Annotated in this window: 18 protein-coding genes, 1 pseudogene and 1 riboswitch; of the genes and pseudogenes, 9 read left to right on the forward strand and 10 right to left on the reverse strand. The window is 69.0% G+C overall.

Going from position 1 to position 14,926, the window contains the following annotated elements; all coding sequences use genetic code 11:
- Window positions 1-27 precede the first annotated feature (27 nt).
- Window positions 28-2,286 carry a helicase-associated domain-containing protein gene (locus tag AU198_RS11055; protein ID WP_064348117.1) on the reverse strand — a complete coding sequence of 753 codons (2,259 nt, stop codon included), beginning with the start codon at window positions 2,284-2,286 and terminating at the stop codon, window positions 28-30.
- 65 nt (window positions 2,287-2,351) lie between these two features.
- On the opposite strand from AU198_RS11055, the gene AU198_RS11060 reads away from it, so the two are divergent.
- The 4 genes from AU198_RS11060 to AU198_RS11075 are packed head-to-tail and all read left to right on the forward strand — an operon-like array spanning window position 2,352 to window position 3,921.
- A complete protein-coding gene (locus AU198_RS11060) occupies window positions 2,352-2,543 on the forward strand; it encodes a hypothetical protein (RefSeq protein WP_174523753.1) in 192 nt (63 codons plus the stop codon).
- On the forward strand, window positions 2,544-3,020 hold the full coding sequence (moaC, locus tag AU198_RS11065) for a cyclic pyranopterin monophosphate synthase MoaC (protein ID WP_082690959.1): 477 nt from the start codon (window positions 2,544-2,546) through the stop codon (window positions 3,018-3,020).
- Window positions 3,020-3,496 carry a MogA/MoaB family molybdenum cofactor biosynthesis protein gene (locus tag AU198_RS11070; protein ID WP_064348229.1) on the forward strand — a complete coding sequence of 159 codons (477 nt, stop codon included), beginning with the start codon at window positions 3,020-3,022 and terminating at the stop codon, window positions 3,494-3,496. The genes moaC and AU198_RS11070 overlap by 1 nt, the downstream gene beginning before the upstream one ends.
- On the forward strand, window positions 3,493-3,921 hold the full coding sequence (locus tag AU198_RS11075) for a molybdenum cofactor biosynthesis protein MoaE (RefSeq protein WP_064348119.1): 429 nt from the start codon (window positions 3,493-3,495) through the stop codon (window positions 3,919-3,921). The genes AU198_RS11070 and AU198_RS11075 overlap by 4 nt, the downstream gene beginning before the upstream one ends.
- Before the next feature lie 18 nt (window positions 3,922-3,939).
- On the opposite strand, the pseudogene AU198_RS26805 reads toward AU198_RS11075, so the two are convergent.
- From AU198_RS26805 to AU198_RS11095, 4 genes and pseudogenes are all read right to left on the reverse strand, one after another.
- Window positions 3,940-5,105: pseudogene (locus tag AU198_RS26805) on the reverse strand (transglycosylase family protein).
- A 9-nt stretch (window positions 5,106-5,114) separates the two neighbouring features.
- Window positions 5,115-5,298: riboswitch (cyclic di-AMP (ydaO/yuaA leader) on the reverse strand.
- 250 nt (window positions 5,299-5,548) lie between these two features.
- On the reverse strand, window positions 5,549-5,818 hold the full coding sequence (locus AU198_RS11085) for a MoaD/ThiS family protein (RefSeq protein ID WP_064348120.1): 270 nt from the start codon (window positions 5,816-5,818) through the stop codon (window positions 5,549-5,551).
- A gap of 14 nt (window positions 5,819-5,832) precedes the next feature.
- Entirely contained in the window at window positions 5,833-6,885 is a 1,053-nt protein-coding gene (gene moaA / locus AU198_RS11090; protein ID WP_064348121.1) for a GTP 3',8-cyclase MoaA, read from the reverse strand.
- Window positions 6,882-7,286: a YccF domain-containing protein gene (locus AU198_RS11095; RefSeq protein ID WP_064348122.1), complete on the reverse strand. Its 405-nt coding sequence runs from the start codon at window positions 7,284-7,286 to the stop codon at window positions 6,882-6,884. Before AU198_RS11095 ends, moaA begins: the two co-directional genes overlap by 4 nt.
- A 151-nt stretch (window positions 7,287-7,437) precedes the next feature.
- On the opposite strand from AU198_RS11095, the gene AU198_RS11100 reads away from it, so the two are divergent.
- A complete protein-coding gene (locus AU198_RS11100; RefSeq protein ID WP_064348123.1) occupies window positions 7,438-7,848 on the forward strand; it encodes a cold-shock protein in 411 nt (136 codons plus the stop codon).
- Between the two features lie 87 nt (window positions 7,849-7,935).
- Complete coding sequence (locus tag AU198_RS11105; protein ID WP_064348124.1) at window positions 7,936-8,952, forward strand: glutathione S-transferase family protein; 1,017 nt, start codon at window positions 7,936-7,938, stop codon at window positions 8,950-8,952.
- A 24-nt stretch (window positions 8,953-8,976) separates the two neighbouring features.
- Here the strand turns inward: AU198_RS11105 and AU198_RS11110 are convergent, their stop codons facing one another.
- A complete protein-coding gene (locus AU198_RS11110; protein ID WP_064348125.1) occupies window positions 8,977-9,459 on the reverse strand; it encodes a DUF2771 domain-containing protein in 483 nt (160 codons plus the stop codon).
- The gene (locus tag AU198_RS11115) at window positions 9,456-11,039 is read right to left on the reverse strand and encodes an MFS transporter (RefSeq protein WP_197416092.1); all 1,584 of its coding nucleotides are present in this window, start codon (window positions 11,037-11,039) and stop codon (window positions 9,456-9,458) included. The genes AU198_RS11110 and AU198_RS11115 overlap by 4 nt, the downstream gene beginning before the upstream one ends.
- A 211-nt stretch (window positions 11,040-11,250) precedes the next feature.
- Here AU198_RS11115 and AU198_RS11120 point away from each other — a divergent pair, with 211 nt between their 5' ends.
- Complete coding sequence (locus AU198_RS11120; protein WP_064348127.1) at window positions 11,251-12,012, forward strand: DUF3027 domain-containing protein; 762 nt, start codon at window positions 11,251-11,253, stop codon at window positions 12,010-12,012.
- 57 nt (window positions 12,013-12,069) lie between these two features.
- Here AU198_RS11120 and AU198_RS11125 read toward each other — a convergent pair whose 3' ends face one another.
- The gene (locus tag AU198_RS11125; protein ID WP_064348128.1) at window positions 12,070-12,522 is read right to left on the reverse strand and encodes an SRPBCC family protein; all 453 of its coding nucleotides are present in this window, start codon (window positions 12,520-12,522) and stop codon (window positions 12,070-12,072) included.
- A 24-nt stretch (window positions 12,523-12,546) separates the two neighbouring features.
- Window positions 12,547-12,786, reverse strand: a complete 240-nt coding sequence (locus tag AU198_RS11130; protein ID WP_064348129.1) for a DUF2530 domain-containing protein — start codon at window positions 12,784-12,786, stop codon at window positions 12,547-12,549.
- 42 nt (window positions 12,787-12,828) lie between these two features.
- On the opposite strand from AU198_RS11130, the gene AU198_RS11135 reads away from it, so the two are divergent.
- Together AU198_RS11135 and AU198_RS11140 are read left to right on the forward strand one after the other, a co-directional pair.
- Window positions 12,829-13,680: a TrmH family RNA methyltransferase gene (locus AU198_RS11135; RefSeq protein ID WP_231744632.1), complete on the forward strand. Its 852-nt coding sequence runs from the start codon at window positions 12,829-12,831 to the stop codon at window positions 13,678-13,680.
- A gap of 5 nt (window positions 13,681-13,685) precedes the next feature.
- Window positions 13,686-13,958 carry a DUF2537 domain-containing protein gene (locus tag AU198_RS11140; RefSeq protein ID WP_064348231.1) on the forward strand — a complete coding sequence of 91 codons (273 nt, stop codon included), beginning with the start codon at window positions 13,686-13,688 and terminating at the stop codon, window positions 13,956-13,958.
- Between the two features lie 15 nt (window positions 13,959-13,973).
- On the opposite strand, the gene sepH is transcribed toward AU198_RS11140, so the two are convergent.
- Window positions 13,974-14,795, reverse strand: a complete 822-nt coding sequence (gene sepH, locus AU198_RS11145) for a septation protein SepH (RefSeq protein WP_064348130.1) — start codon at window positions 14,793-14,795, stop codon at window positions 13,974-13,976.
- Window positions 14,796-14,926: the final 131 nt, after the last annotated feature.

A 14,926-nucleotide genomic window follows, 5' to 3' on the forward strand; every position in this document is an offset into this window, starting at 1 on the left:
CGGTCGCTCGCGACGGTGCGCGGTGCGCTACGACTCGTCGGTGGCTACCACGGAGGTGATGCGGTGGATCGCGAAATCGCGGACCCGCCCCGACGCCGGGTCGTAAGCCGTCAGCTGCCCGCCCCGCACGTTGATCGGCGCGACGACACGCTGGGTCGCCACTCCGGCGGGATCGACGTAACCGATCACGACGGAGGCCTGCGCAATGGCCGCATCCTGCAACTGGGTGATGGCGACGGCCGGGTCGAGTCGCTGATACGCCGACGGCATGGCGGCCACCTTGCGCAGCACGGCGACGATCGCGCCAAGCGTCTGGCTGGTGGGAGCGGGGGCGAGTCGGTAGCTGCGCCGTCGCCCCGCCGGGGCGGGTACCCGCGCGCCGCGGGCGCGGATGTCGACGATCGTGCCGGTCGAGTCCTCGGCCGCCGGCGCGAAGCCGGCCTGTCGCAGCGCCGCGAGCACGTCGGCGATCGGCGCCTGCGACACCGCGACGGTGGGCGCGAGCAGGCGCATCTCCAGCGACTCCGTCGCCGGTGCGCCCACCGCCTGCGCGAGCAGCGCCGCGTCCTCGCACCGCACGAACGACGCCGCCATGCCGACACGCAACTGACCATGCCTGCGGGCGACATCGTCGATCAGATACGTCAGGCCTTGCGGCACAGGCGTTTTCGAGTAGCGTTCGAAGAAGGCGTGCAGTTCGCCCGCGGTGCGGCCGGTGTCGAGCGCCCGGCGGATCGACGGCTCGCTGATCCGGTACACCATCGCCGCGCCCGCCGATTCCACGCTCGCCACCGCGGCCAGTTGTTCGGCCAGGTCTCGCTGCAGCGGGCCGGGAACGACCACCGTGAGGTCGGCCTGCAACAGGAAATGGTCGATCGGCGTGGGCAGCACCTTGTCCATCGCCTTGACCACGTCGTCGGGTGAAGCGTCGGCGAGCAATGTGCGAGCCGGGGTGGCGAGCGCACCACGGCCCACCAGGCCCAGCGCATGCGCCTCGGTCAGCAGGTCTCCGACCGGCCCCGGCTGCAACCGGGGCCCCCAGCGCGGCCTGCGCCAGATCATCGCCCGCGACGCTTCGGCTGCGTCGACACCCGCGCCGGGAGGCAGGCTTGCCAGCACCTCCAGGAGAAGTCGCCTGTCCAGCGGAGCGGCGGTGGAGAACAGCGAATCCGACAGCGCCGCATAGGGTTTGCCGTCAGGACCGCGGTTGCCGACCAGGCTCGGCCGCCCGGGCAGCTCCAGCCAGGTTGTCGCAAGCAGATGCCATTTGACCGCTGTCGGTGATTCGACGAACCGGTCGGATGAGACCGTCGGCGCCCAGTACGGGCCGTCACCGGCTTCGGGTTCGGGTTCGGGCATGCCCGCCGAGATGAGGCCTGCGCCCGCGGTCACTTCGAGGATCAGCCCCAGGCGGCGATCGTCGATGCCGGTGGCCTTGGTCAGCCGTTTGACGTCACGCACGCCGAGACCGCCGCTGCGCAACTCGGGAACCGGTGTGGCGCTGAGTGTTTCGAGAACCACCTCGACTTCCCGAAGAAGGTCGAGCGCGGCGCCCGCGGCCACCGCGTCGGCGTCGGCCGCCGTCGTCGTGGACACCACCGGGTCGGGTTCGGTCAGCTGCAGTGGACCCGGCAGTTCACCGCGCAACACCTGGCCGACGAGCCGCGGCAGGATCACGGTGTCCGCATCGACCTGGCGCAGCAGCCCGGCTGCCAGCAGCCGCTGCACCGGGCGATCCGGCGGCGTGCCGGGCGCGGCGTCGCGGGTGCGGCCCACGGGCGAGCCCTCGAGCAACTTCTGCAACAGCTCGGACTGCGCCTCGTCGAGCGCCTCCAGTCGGGCCGCGATGTCCTGTGGGTCCGCCGCGTTGTCTTCGACCGTGGCCTGTCCCGGATACCACGGCAAGGCCGCGACGGCTTCGCCCGCCACCCGGACCGCCGCCTCACCCCACACCAGCCCACGGTCGCCCAGGTCGTCGACGGCCTCGGCGACGGCCGCTTCGGGGGCTCGGTCGCCGATGAGCTCCAACAGTTTGGTGACCGGAACGGCGGTCGTGTCGGCGTGCAGCACCAGCAGCGCGTCGAGCACGGCGAGCCGCAGAAAGTCGAGGTCGTCGGTGGCGGCCTTGACCGACTGGCGGGCCTGTGCGCGGGCCGCCAGCGCAGCGATCGACCCCGGTGGCGGTTGGGTCAGGTCGGGCCGCAACTCCAGCAGCCGGATGAGCCGGTCGTCGGGGAGATCGGCCAACCAGGCGGCGAGGGGGAGGCCTGGTGCGTTCTCGGTCATTGCTGACCAGCGTAAAGGAGTGTGGCGGTGTCGCCACCGGCCGAGTCGTTTGCCACAATGTGGGCGTGGCAGACAACAAAGGGAAGAAGCGGTACGTCGATCCGGGCTGGCCAGAGATCGACGGTGACGACGACCACGCGGTGAGCGAGCTGGCCACCGACCGTACCGGCGCGCTGTCGCCCTTCGGCGAGATCACGTTCCCGCTTCCCGCGGACGAACTGCCGTACGTGCACGCGGTGACGGTCGTCAACAAGTAGGTGTCCGAACGCGCGCGCCTCTCACACGTCGACGAGACCGGCGCGGCGCACATGGTCGACGTCACGGCGAAGGACGTCACCAAGCGCACCGCCGTCGCGGCCGGAACCCTCCGCACCACGGCCGACGTCGTCGCGTTGATCGCGTCGGGAGGCCTGCCCAAGGGTGACGCGCTGGCCACCGCCCGCGTCGCGGGCATCCTGGCCGCCAAACGCACCAGCGACCTCATCCCGCTGTGCCATCAGTTGGCGCTGACGGGGGTCGACGTCGATTTCGAGATCGGCGACGCCGCGGTTGACATCACGGCGACGGTGCGCAGCACCGACCGCACCGGCGTCGAGATGGAGGCGCTGACCGCGGTGAGCGTGGCCGCATTGACGCTCTACGACATGATCAAGGCCGTCGACCCCGCCGCCCGCATCGACGACATCAGGGTGCTGCGAAAAGAGGGCGGCAAGACCGGCACGTGGACCCGCTGATGCCGTCGGGTCGGGTCGTCATCGCCTCCACACGCGCCGCCGCAGGCGTCTACGAGGACCGCAGCGGACCGATCGTCGTGGACTGGCTCACCGGCCGTGACATCGAAACCCCGGCGCCCGTGGTGGTGCCGGACGGCGACGCGGTCGCCGATGCCATCTCCGCGGCGGTCGACGACGGGGTCGACGTGGTGATCACGTCAGGCGGCACGGGGATCTCGCCGACGGACCGGACCGCCGAGGCCACCGCCGCGCTGGTCGACTACCAGATTCCGGGCCTGGCCGACGCGATCCGTCGGGCCGGTGAGGACAAGGTGCCGACGTCGGTGCTGTCGCGCGGAGTGTGCGGGGTCAAAAGCCGCACGCTGATCGTGAACCTGCCCGGATCGCCCGGCGGCGTCAAAGACGGGCTGGGCGTACTCGACCGCGTTCTCGAGCATGCGCTGGATCAGATCGGTGGAAAGGACCACTCGCGATGACGGCCGTGGTGCTGCGCGCGGACCTCTGCGACCAGACCATCGATCCCGCCGAGCACGAAGCCCTGGTCGCCAACGCCTCGGCTGGTGCGGTGGTGAGCTTCGCCGGCGTCGTACGCGACCACGACGGTGGGCGTTCTGTGCTGCGGCTGGAGTATTCAGCGCATCCATCGGCGCCGCAGACTCTTGCGGAGGTGGCTGCCGAGATCGCCGCGGATGCCGAAGGGGTACGGGCCATCGCGGTCAGCCACCGTATCGGAGCACTCGAGATCGGCGATGCGGCGCTGGTGGCCGCCGTCGCGGCCGATCACCGCGCGGCGGCGTTTAGGACGTGCGCACGACTGGTCGACGTCGTCAAGGAGCGGCTCCCGGTGTGGAAGCACCAGTTCTTCGCCGACGGCTCCGACGAATGGGTGAACTCCGCGTAGAAGCCGCTCGCGTGATGGTCAGGCAGGCGGCAGCGGTGCGTCGGGTGCCGGTGCAGCCGGAAGGTTCGGCGCCTGGCCGCCCGGCGCATCCGGTGTGGTGAGCGGACGCTGGGTCAGCGCGAGCAGCGCGTCCTTGCCGGTGATGTCCTGCGTCTGGATCGCGTGCCAGATCTCCTTCAAGTAGGAGACGTTGGGGCTGTCGGTCCCGGCTTGTGCACGGTCGACGGTGGTCCCCGCCGGCAGGTTCTCCGGGCTCGCGAGATGCGGAACGCCGGCGTCGGCCACGACTGGTTCGGCGGCCGGCGCGGGTGGGGCCGGCGGCATCTGCGGGGCGGGCTGCAGCGCCGCGTCGACGGGCAGCGACCACAGCTCCGGCTGCTGACCCGGCACCGGCATATCCGGTGCGACGTCCCAGTTGGCGACGGCCTGCGCATCGACCGGGGGCGCCTCGGGCACCGGTGGGGCCAACGGATCGAACGGCGCGGGCGGTGCCTCCGGAACGGGGGCGGCCAGCGCGTCGAACTGCGCGGGTGCGGGCGGCGCTTCAGGCGCGGGGGCCGGAGCGGGCGGTGCTTCGGGGACCGGGGCGGCCAACGCGTCGACCGGCGGTGTCGGGGACCGGGTGCGGCCAGCGCGTCGACCGGTGCGGGTGGAGGCGGCGGAGCGAACGGGTCGCCCGGAGGCGGTGGCGGAGGCGCGGGTGCGGCCAGCGCGTCGACCGGCGCGGGCGGCGGCGGAGCGAAGGGGTTGAACGGCGGCGGTGGCGGAGGGAGCACGTTGTTCACGGCGTCGATCGCGTCGTCAACGACGGTGCGCGGCGTCGCACCCGACAATCCCTTACCGCACGTCGGCCACGCACCCTTGCCCTGGCTGGCGAGGACGCGTTCGGCGACGGCGATCTGCTCTTCCTTGGTGGCCAGGTGCGCGGCGGGTGCGTACTCACCGCCGCCGTGACCGGTCCACGTGCTCGGCGCGAACTGGAGCCCGCCCTGGTAGCCGTTGCCGGTGTTGATGGCCCAGTTGCCGCCGGACTCACAGCTGGCGACTCGATCCCATTCGCCGTCGGTGGCGGCGTGGGCCTGGCTGGCGAGAGCAAGGCTTCCGGTTCCGAGTACAGCGCCCGTGAAGGCGACTTTCGCGACGCTTACAGCCGATGAAGCGGGCTTGCGGTGCCGTCCACTCATAGGTGCGTTCGGTCCTCTCTTCGGCGCCCACGAGGTCAGCTGTCGGGTTCGGGCTGGAGAGGTATTGCCCGGCCGTGTCGCACAACGCGATTCGGCTTCACCCCAAGGAACCGATCGGCTCCAGGTCCGTCTTTGACTCGGCGGACCGGTTGGGTCCCCCGCCTCCATCCAAGTTGTTCGTCGGTATCCCGTGCGCCAACGGATGGAGCTCGGCGCGGTTGGCCACGGCGGGCCAGTCGGTGTGAGGTCGACCGGCTTGGGACTGAACCGTAACGGCTCGTATTGACCGCGTCATCTTTTGCCGATTACGGCGTTTTCCCCTCCGGCAAATCTTAAAAATCCTCTAAATGCCCAGCAGTTTTCGGCGTTCCCGCAGGACTAGCGGGCGCTCAATCGCGCCGTAGCCAGGTTGTGATCATTCCGTGATGTGACGGAAATCACCGTTATCCGCCGGCGAATGGGGGAAGAACATCGACGGTTTGAGCGTCGCGAAGCGCGACGTCGTCATCGCGCACGGCGATGCCGTCGCTCAGAAAAGAGCAGCGTTTCAACACTTTCGCGAGATTCTCGTCGCGCTCACTCAGTTGCCCGACGAGTTCGGCGAGCGTCGTTCCGGGCCGAAGCCGAATCGTCTCCTCATCGTTACCGGCGGCGGCCCTCGCGGCCGCGAAATAGCGGACGTTCACCGCCACCGTGGTTGTTGTCGCCGTCATTGCTTCCTTTTGACTCATCCGCCGATCGCACTCATCGGCCGATCGGGCTGTACGAAGTTCGGATCGTTGATGCCGTGGCCCGCCGCTTTGGCCCACATCGCCGCGCGCCACGCGGCCTCGACGTCGGCGTCGTCGGCGCCCGCGCGCATCAGCCGTCGCAGGTCGGTCTCCTGCTGCGCGAACAGGCAGTTGCGGACCTGGCCGTCGGCGGTCAGCCGGGTGCGGTCGCATGCGGAGCAGAACGCATGTGAGACCGAGGCGATGATGCCGACCTTGCCCACGCCGCCGTCCACGCGCCACAGCTCGGCCGGCGCCGAGCCGCGCGGGGCGGTGTCCGGGGTGAGGTCGAAATGCTGTCGCAGGGCGGCCAGCACATCGTCGGCGCCGATCGCCTTGCCGCGCTGCCACTCGTGGCCGGCGTCCAGCGGCATCTGCTCGATGATGCGCAACTGATAGCCGTGGTCGAGGCAGAACCGCAATAGCCCGACCGCGTCGTCAAGGCCGGTGACCGGGTCGAGGACGGCGTTGACCTTCACCGGGTCTAGGCCCGCGGCCTTCGCGGCTCGCAGACCGGCCAGCACATCGGGGAGCCGGTCTCGACGGGTGATGGCGGCGAACCGCGAGGAGTCGACGGTGTCCAGTGACACGTTGATGCGGTTCAGCCCGGCCCGCTTGAGTCGTTCAGCCCGCTTGTCGAGGCCGATGCCGTTGGTGGTCAGCGTGATCTCGGGCCGGGGTTGCAGCGCAGCCGTCGCGGCGACGACGTCCTCGAGGTGGCGGGCGACCAGGGGTTCGCCGCCGGTGAAGCGCACGCTTCTGACGCCGAGCCGCGTCACCGCGATGCGCAGCAGGCGGGTCAGCTCTTCGGGCCGCAGCAGCCGCTCCGAGGGCAACCAGTCCAGGCCTTCGGCGGGCATGCAGTAGGTGCACCGCAGGTTGCAGCGGTCGGTCAACGACACCCGCAGGTCGGTGGCGACCCGACCGAAGGTGTCGATCAGCGGTCCGTCGGCGGGTGCGGGAGAGGACTGTGCGGCGGCAGAGGGCACACCGAGATCGACGACGGTCACGCGAACGCCCGCTCGGGGTTATTCGCGGCGTCGACGGGCACGATGTCCTTGCCTAGCGGCATCAACGAGACCGGGATCAGCTTGAGGTTGGCCAGCGCCAGCGGGATGCCGACGATCGTGATCGCCATCGCCACCGCCGTGATGATGTGTTCGAGCGCCAACCAGACGCCGAACAGGATGACCCAGATGACGTTGCCGACCAGTGCGCCCGGACGTGGCCCCGGTTTGTCGACGACGGTGCGACCGAACGGCCACAGCGTGAACGCCGCGATGCGCAGAGCAGCGAACCCGAACGGGATCGTGATGATCAGCACGAAGCAGATCAGCGCCGCCAGCAGGTAGCCCAGCGCCAGCCACAGGCCGCCGAACACCAACCAGATGATGTTGAGTATCAATCGCATATGCGCGCTTCTTCTCCTCCAGCGGTGGTCTTCAGCCTACCGATAAGGGGGTGCTGGCGAGGTAGAGGTCAGAGTAGGATCGAGCAGCACGCGTCCCGGCGCATTCGGGGCGCTTTCCTTTTGTAGGTACAACGACGAGCGGGTGAGACCAGTGCCGACCGGCAGGGTTAAGTGGTACGACGCCGAAAAGGGCTTCGGGTTTTTGTCCCAGGAGGACGGCGAGGACGTCTACGTCCGATCGTCGGCGCTTCCCTCCGGTGTCGAGACCCTCAAGGCCGGGCAGCGCGTGGAGTTCGGCATCGCCGCGGGCAGACGCGGGCCGCAGGCGTTGACGGTGACGCTCATCGACCCGCCGCCGAGCCTGTCGCGCACGCGCCGGGAGGCTGCCGCCGCCGAGCGCAAGCACTCACCCGACGAGTTGCACGGCATGATCGAGGACATGATCACGCTGCTCGAGAGCGCTGTGCAGCCCGAACTGCGCAAGGGTCGCTATCCGGACCGCAAGGCCGCCCGCCGGGTGTCCGAAGTGGTACGGGCGGTCGCCCGCGAACTCGAGAATTAACTCTCTTAAGCGCCGAGTGTCGGGTTGATCGACACCTGAGCCGCGACTGCGTGCATCAACCCCACTCTCGGCGGGCATGCTGGTGCCATGGCATACGTCGCCGACAAATCCGACTCGGGTGGCGAGTTCAACCGCGACACCAAATACATCGGCACTCGTATCACCGCCGATGGCCGCGACGGGTATCCCGTGGAACCCGGCCGCTATCGGCTCGTCGTCGCGCGGGCCTGCCCGTGGGCCAACCGCACGATCATCGTGCGACGGCTGCTCGGACTCGAAGACGCGCTGTCGATCGGCTTCTGCGGGCCCACCCACGACCAGGACAGTTGGACGTTCGACCTCGATCCTGGCGGCGTCGACCCGGTTCTCAAGATCCCCCGGCTCAAGGACGCCTACCTCAAACGCTTCCCCGATTACGACAAGGGCATCACGGTCCCTGCGATCGTCGATGTGCCGACCGGTGAGGTCGTCACCAACGACTTCCCGCAGATCACGCTCGACTTCTCCACCGAGTGGACGCAGTACCACCGCGACGGCGCCCCGCAGCTCTACCCCGAGAAGCACCGCGACGAGATCGACGAGGTGGCCCAACGCATCTACACCGAGATCAACAACGGTGTGTACCGGTGCGGGTTCGCGGGCTCTCAAGAGGCTTACGACAAGGCCTACGACCGCCTGTTCACAGCGCTCGATTGGCTCGAGGACCGGCTGGCCGACCAGCGATACCTGGTGGGCGACACCATCACCGAGGCCGACGTGCGGCTGTTCACCACGCTGGCGCGCTTCGACCCCGTCTATCACGGGCACTTCAAGTGCAACCGTCAGAAGCTTTCCGAGCTACCCGCGCTGTGGGCCTACGCCCGCGACCTGTTCCAGACACCGGGTTTCGGCGACACCGTCGACTTCGTACAGATCAAGCAGCACTACTACATCGTGCACACCGACATCAACCCGACGCAGGTCGTGCCGAAAGGACCGGATTTGTCCAACTGGCTGACACCGCACGGTCGAGAAGCCTTGGGCGGCAGGCCGTTCGGAGACGGGACACCGCCCGGCCCGACGCGCGAGGGCGAACGGGTGGAGCAGGGTCACGGCGCCGAGTGACGCCGGCTCAGCACCACGGAAGGCTCAGGACCAGACCGTGCGCACCGACCACTCGGCGTGCGGAGCCGGCACCTCTTCGTCGTCGATGCGGACCAGCGTGGGCAGCAGCACGGCGAGCCCGGTGAGTTTGCCGCGCCGCGGGTCGACGGTCGGAATGGTCACCGCCAGTCGCGTTCCCGGGCGAAACTCCTCGACGACGTCGCCGCCCTCGTACTGACGCAGCAGCACCCACGGCGCCCGAGCGATCGCCGGCGGCAAAGACAGCTGCACCGCGTCGCTCTCGATGACCGGCAGTTCGCCCTGGTCCTCGAAAACCTCACACTTGGTGGGGTTGAGCACCTCGCAATAGCGGTACGGGCCCACCCGCACGAGGGTCCCATGCGAATACGCGCTGATCTCAGGGTATTTCGGCGCATCGTCGTCGCTGCTGAGCCACCAGACGAGGACACCGGTACCCACCGACGCGAGGATCACCACCGCGACGAGCGCGGCGATCATGCGTTTCACTCGTGCGCCACCGCCGCGGTGTTCGTGCGTGCGCCCTCCTGCTCGGCCAGCACGGGTCGGTTGCCGCCCAGACCCGGAATGAGCGAATCGCCGCGATAGCTCACCACGGTCTGCGCCAGGCCGAGAATCAGCACCGAGGTGATCGCCGTGAAGCCCACCCACAATTCGGTGTAGACCAGCACGCCCACCGCACCGCCCGCGACCCAGGCCAACTGCAGCACCGACTCCGAGCGGCCGAACGCCGAGGCGCGCGACTCCTCGGGCAGGTCGTCCTGCAGCGACGCGTCCAGCGAGGCCTTACCGATCGCGCTCGCCCCCGACGTGAGCAGCGTGGCGATCGCCGCCACCAGCAGATCGCCGGCCAGCGCGGCGGCCAGCGCCGCGAGGGTGACGACGATAGTGCAGCGCACCACCACCTGCGCCGGACGGCCCAACTTGAGGCGCGCGCTGGTGAAGTTGCCCGCGAAATTGCCGACGGCCGCGGCCGCGCCGATCAGTCCGAGGATGCGCAGCTGCTCCCACCCGCTGGCGTCGTGAGACTTGGCGACGAACGCCGGATACAGGAACAGGAAGCCCACCATGACCTTGATGGTGCAGTTACCCCACAGTGCGGCGATAGTGTTGCGGCCCAAGGGTTGGCGCGCCGATTTCGTCGGTGGCACGTGATCGCCGCGCCGCAGTTCGCCCGTGCGGCCGTGGTAGCTCAGCGTCGCGGGCACCTCGCCCTCGGTGACCTCGACCCATTTCGGAATGCGCATCGACAGGGCCACGCCGGCCACCGACACCGCGACGATCACGTACAGCGCGCCCGGCATCTCGAACAACTTGAACAGGTACTCCGCACCCGCGGCCACCGCGCCGCCGACCATCGTACCGCCGAGTAGGCCGAAGGTGGTCAGCCGCGAGTTCACCCGCACCAGGTCGATGGTCGGCGGCAATACCCGCGGGGTCACCGCGCTGCGTAAGACGCTGAAAGACTTGGACAGCACCATCATTCCGAGCGCGCACGGGTACAGCACCCACGAGGGGAAGCTTCCGGTGACACCGTCGTAGTTGGCGATCAGCACCACCGCGAGCGCCGTGCGCAACCCGAACGACGTGGCCAACGCGACGCGGCGGCCGTGCTGCAGCCGATCCAGCGCCGGTCCGATGAGCGGGGCGATCACGGCGAACGGCGCGATCGTGATCAACAGATACAGCGCGACCTTACCCTTGCTCTCCCCGGAGGCCGCCGCGAAGAACAAGGTGTTGGCCAAAGCGACCGCCATCGCGGCGTCGACGGCGAAGTTCGCGACCACCGGCCACGTCAGCGCGGTCAGCCCGGACTTGTCGGCGCCGTCCGCGGTCGCGGCCCGGTGCACCAGTCCGTACATCCTGGAGCCCATCTCGCGGCTGCGCTGGGCGGCCACCCGTGTGACGGTGACCTTTTCGCCTGCGGCGCCGCCCATCCTGTGCGGGGATGGCATGGCACCGAATTCGCGGGTGGGCTCATCGAGCGGAGGCAACCAGCGGTTGGCGCTGGGCGTCGGTCCGCTGCGCCGGGGTCGACGGTAGCTCGGATCGCTCGGGTAGTTCGCCATCCCCGGGTGTTCATCGCTCCACCGGTCGTCACCCCAGCGGTCGTCGGCGGGCGGTCGTGGTGGGTGGTACCGAGGGTCGCGCCGACCCGCAGAGTCTCGGGGGTCACGACGCGGTCCGGTCACGATGTCGATTCTCCACCATCGAAGCGGTAGCGGGCGTGCAGCCAACCGGTGTGGCTGCCGGTTAGCCGGTCAGGCAGTATTGAGGGCGATGGAAAGCGTGACCGAATCCGCCGAGCGGCCGGATCTGGAGGCGGTACTCCTGGGCGCCGTCGACGACGCACGTGCGGCGATCGTCGAGTTCAGCGGCGAGGACACCGTCGGTGAATACCTGGGTGCCAGCTTCGAGGACCCGACCGCGGCCACGCACCGCTTCCTCGCCGACATGCCCGGTTACCGCGGCTGGCAGTGGGCGGTCGTCGTCGCCGCGTGGCCCGGCGCCGACCACGCCACCATCAGCGAGGTGGTGCTGGTGCCAGGGCCGACGGCGTTGCTGGCGCCGAAGTGGGTGCCGTGGCAGGACCGTGTTCAGCCCGGCGATCTGGGCCCGGGCGATCTTCTCGCCCCGCCCCCGGACGACGCCCGTCTGGTGCCCGGCTACCTGGCGACCGGCGACCCGCAGATCGACGACGTAGCTCTCGAGGTGGGTCTGGGCCGTCGACAGGTGCTCAGCCAGTGGGGCCGCATCGATGCGGCTCAGCGCTGGCACGACGGCGACTACGGTCCCGGTTCGGCGATGGCGCGCTCGACACGGCGCGTCTGCCGCGACTGCGGGTTCTATCTTCCGCTGGCCGGTTCACTGGGCACGATGTTCGGCGTCTGCGCGAACGAGTTCTCCGCCGACGGTCACGTCGTGGACTCCGAATACGGTTGCGGCGCACACTCGGACACGCCGCAACCCGCGGGTGGCGGATCCCCGCTCTACGACCCGTACGACGACGGCGTGCTCGATCTGACCGAGCCGGCCGACTGACGTTATTCGTCGGACTTCTCAACGCGGCTCGTTCCTCGCCGCTTGATCGTCGTCCGACTAGCTTTCGGCCGCGGCCTTGATCCGCGCGAGCGACTCGTTCATGCCCTCGACGAGTTCACGTTCGAAACTGGGCACGCCGCCCATCACCGCGTTGACCAACATCGTGGACACCGGCTTGACCCCGTTCTCCGCATGGCGGGTCTCCACCAGCCGGGTGCCGGTCTCGGTGGGTTCGAGTTCGTAGCTCCACACCGTGTTGTTCTCGTTGACCCGGAACGCCAGCTTCTTCTCCGGGATCACTTCGATGATCCGGCTGGTGGTGGGCCACACCAGGAACTTGCGCCGATTGAGATTGATGGTCCGCGCGCCCGGCTGCAGCGGACCGAACGTCTTCATGAGCCGGCACTGCGGGCTCCATCGCGGCATGTTCTTGAGGTTCGAGACCAGTTCCCACACCTTCGACACCGGGGCGTTGATCGTCGTCTCGGCCTGCAACAGCGGCGCTGCCATTGCGCCCTCCCGTCTCATCCTGTTTTACGTGAGTCCGCTCTGAGCCCCGCGCGATCCGCGACGCACGGCGTGACGTTGCCACAACCAGATCCCCGTGCCAAGGGCGCCGACGCCCAGCCCGGCCACCGTGTACGGCCGCCACTCGTGTAGACCGGTCACCGTGAACGCCAGGATCGCAGCGACGACCCAACCCGCCGCGATCGCGACGATGACGGGCCACGGCTTGAGCAGCTTGCCGGGCAGCGGGGGCGGTTGCGGGGTCATCGCTATGAAAGGTAGCCCACCGCGCGGGGGTGCCGGCCAAGCGTGACCGTGACAGCCACCGTGATCGACGTCGCCGATCCGTCCGATCCGCGACTCGACGACTTCCGCGATCTCAACAGCGTCGACCGCAGGCCCGACCTGCCCACCGGCAAGGGGCTGGTGATCGCCGAGGGCGTGCTGGTGGTGCAACGCATGCTGGCCTCGCGGTTCGTCCCGCGCGCGATGATGGGCACCGACCGCCGGCTGCAGGAACTCGGGGCCGATCTGGCCGGTGTCTCCGCCCCGTACTACCGCGTGCCCGCCGACGTGATGGCCGAAGTGGTGGGTTTTCACCTCAACCGCGGCGTACTGGCGTCGGCCTCGCGGCCGGGGGAGTTGACGGTCGCCGAGGTGCTCGATGGAGCGCGTACCGTCGCCGTCCTCGAGGGCGTCAACGACCACGAAAATCTCGGCTCGATCTTTCGCAACGCGGCCGGTCTCGGTGTCGACGCACTCGTGTTCGGCACCGGCTGCGCCGATCCGTTGTATCGGCGCGCAGTCCGGGTGTCGATGGGACATGCGCTGCTCGTGCCCTATGCATGGGCGCAGTCGTGGCCGGATGATCTGGAGTTGTTGCGCGACAATGGGTTTCGACTGCTGGCGATGACGCCCGCCGCTACCGCACGCATCCTGGCCGAGGCGATGTCGGACGTCGTCGACGACAAGGTGGCGATCCTCGTCGGCGCGGAGGGTCCGGGGCTCACGGAGCGGACGATGCGTGCCGCGGATCTTCGGGTGCGGATCCCGATGTCGCGGGGAACCGACTCGCTCAACGTCGCGACAGCCGCCGCCCTGGCGTTCTATGAGCGAGTTAGATTGGGCACCGGCGACATTGAGCGGAGCGACGCGGAGTGAATGAGATGGCCGACGACTCGACACCGTGGGCGATGGGGCTGACGGTGGCCGGATTCGTGGCGGCGGTGATCGCGGCCGCGATCGTCGTGCTCAGCCTCGGATTGCTGCGATTACACCCATTGCTGGCGATCGGACTCAACTTGGTCGCGGTCGGCGGCCTGGCCCCGACGGTGTGGGGGTGGCGTAACCGGCCGGTGTGGCGATGGTTCGTGCTGGGCTCCGCTGTCGGGGTCGCCGCCGCGTGGCTAGTGGTGCTCGCCGTCGCGCTCAGCGGCTGACCTGGGCGTGGAAACTCAGCGCTGACCGCTGGACCGAACGCCCAGCAGAACGTCCTCCCACGCCGGGACCGCCGGCTTGGCCTTACCTCTGCGAGCCTTGGCCGGCTTCGGTGCGACGGGCTCCGGCTCGGGCTCCGCTTCGGGCTGCGGATCCGGAGCGGTGACCTGCACCGGCGGCTCGATCGGAAGCGTCGGTTCCTCGACCTCGGCCGCAGGCTTTGGCAGCGCGGCGACCGGGCGCAGTGGGCGCGAGAAGTTCGGATCGATCAGCTCGGACGCCGCGTCGTCGAACGCCGTCACGGTCCCACCATGGGCGCCGGGGGTGAACCGGAAATGCGCGACGTTGTCGGACATCCCCGCCTGCCACGCGAGCTGTACGGTCCAGCGGCCGTCCTCGTTTCGCCACGCATCCCACGTCGGGGCGTCGGGGTCGAGCCCGCGCGCGATCAACGCCGTCGTGACGGTCTCCAAGAGGGTCAGCACCGACGGACCGTCGGGCAGCACCGGGTGCGCGGCCGTTGCCAGTTCGGCGGCGCGCGAACGCTCGAGCAACACCGGGTGTGCGAATCGCTCGACACGGGCCACGTCGACGCCCGACGCCTGGGCGACCTGCTCGACGGACGCGCCCGCCCTGATGCGTGACTGAATCTCTTTGGGGCGCAACACGTTGTGAACCTCGGCCTCGTCTCGTATCTGGCTCGAACCCATCTGGTCACCTCGAACGGCGGCCCGCAACCGGTCGTCGCGCCGCAGCGTGAATTTCTCGCCGGAGCCGTCGGCCTCGCAGATGATTCGTTTGCCGTCCACATCGAGTCCGACGACTTTGAGTTCTCGCATGGCGACCTCCTCCGGGCTAGCGCAAAGCCCGATCAACCGGACACTACTGCGTTATCCGCTCGTTACCTGGTAGGACACGCGGAGACAGGAAGCCGGCTAAAGCCGCGCCCCGGCTGTCGGTCGCGGCTAAA

The organism is Mycobacterium sp. GA-1199 (assembly GCF_001500045.1).
In the GTDB taxonomy this organism is placed as follows: Bacteria; Actinomycetota; Actinomycetes; order Mycobacteriales; family Mycobacteriaceae; genus Mycobacterium.

What these genes read in the sequence shown, in the direction of transcription:
- AU198_RS11055 (WP_064348117.1), bottom strand. Translation starts at nt 2,286, where the DNA reads ATGACCGAGAACGCACCAGGCCTCCCCCTCGCCGCCTGGTTGGCCGAT.
- AU198_RS11070 (WP_064348229.1), top strand. Translation starts at nt 3,020, where the DNA reads ATGCCGTCGGGTCGGGTCGTCATCGCCTCCACACGCGCCGCCGCAGGC.
- AU198_RS11075 (WP_064348119.1), top strand. Translation starts at nt 3,493, where the DNA reads ATGACGGCCGTGGTGCTGCGCGCGGACCTCTGCGACCAGACCATCGAT.
- AU198_RS11085 (WP_064348120.1), bottom strand. Translation starts at nt 5,818, where the DNA reads ATGACGGCGACAACAACCACGGTGGCGGTGAACGTCCGCTATTTCGCG.
- AU198_RS11095 (WP_064348122.1), bottom strand. Translation starts at nt 7,286, where the DNA reads ATGCGATTGATACTCAACATCATCTGGTTGGTGTTCGGCGGCCTGTGG.
- AU198_RS11105 (WP_064348124.1), top strand. Translation starts at nt 7,936, where the DNA reads ATGGCATACGTCGCCGACAAATCCGACTCGGGTGGCGAGTTCAACCGC.
- AU198_RS11115 (WP_197416092.1), bottom strand. Translation starts at nt 11,039, where the DNA reads ATGGCGAACTACCCGAGCGATCCGAGCTACCGTCGACCCCGGCGCAGC.
- AU198_RS11120 (WP_064348127.1), top strand. Translation starts at nt 11,251, where the DNA reads ATGGAAAGCGTGACCGAATCCGCCGAGCGGCCGGATCTGGAGGCGGTA.
- AU198_RS11125 (WP_064348128.1), bottom strand. Translation starts at nt 12,522, where the DNA reads ATGGCAGCGCCGCTGTTGCAGGCCGAGACGACGATCAACGCCCCGGTG.
- AU198_RS11130 (WP_064348129.1), bottom strand. Translation starts at nt 12,786, where the DNA reads ATGACCCCGCAACCGCCCCCGCTGCCCGGCAAGCTGCTCAAGCCGTGG.
- AU198_RS11140 (WP_064348231.1), top strand. Translation starts at nt 13,686, where the DNA reads ATGGCCGACGACTCGACACCGTGGGCGATGGGGCTGACGGTGGCCGGA.
- sepH (WP_064348130.1), bottom strand. Translation starts at nt 14,795, where the DNA reads ATGCGAGAACTCAAAGTCGTCGGACTCGATGTGGACGGCAAACGAATC.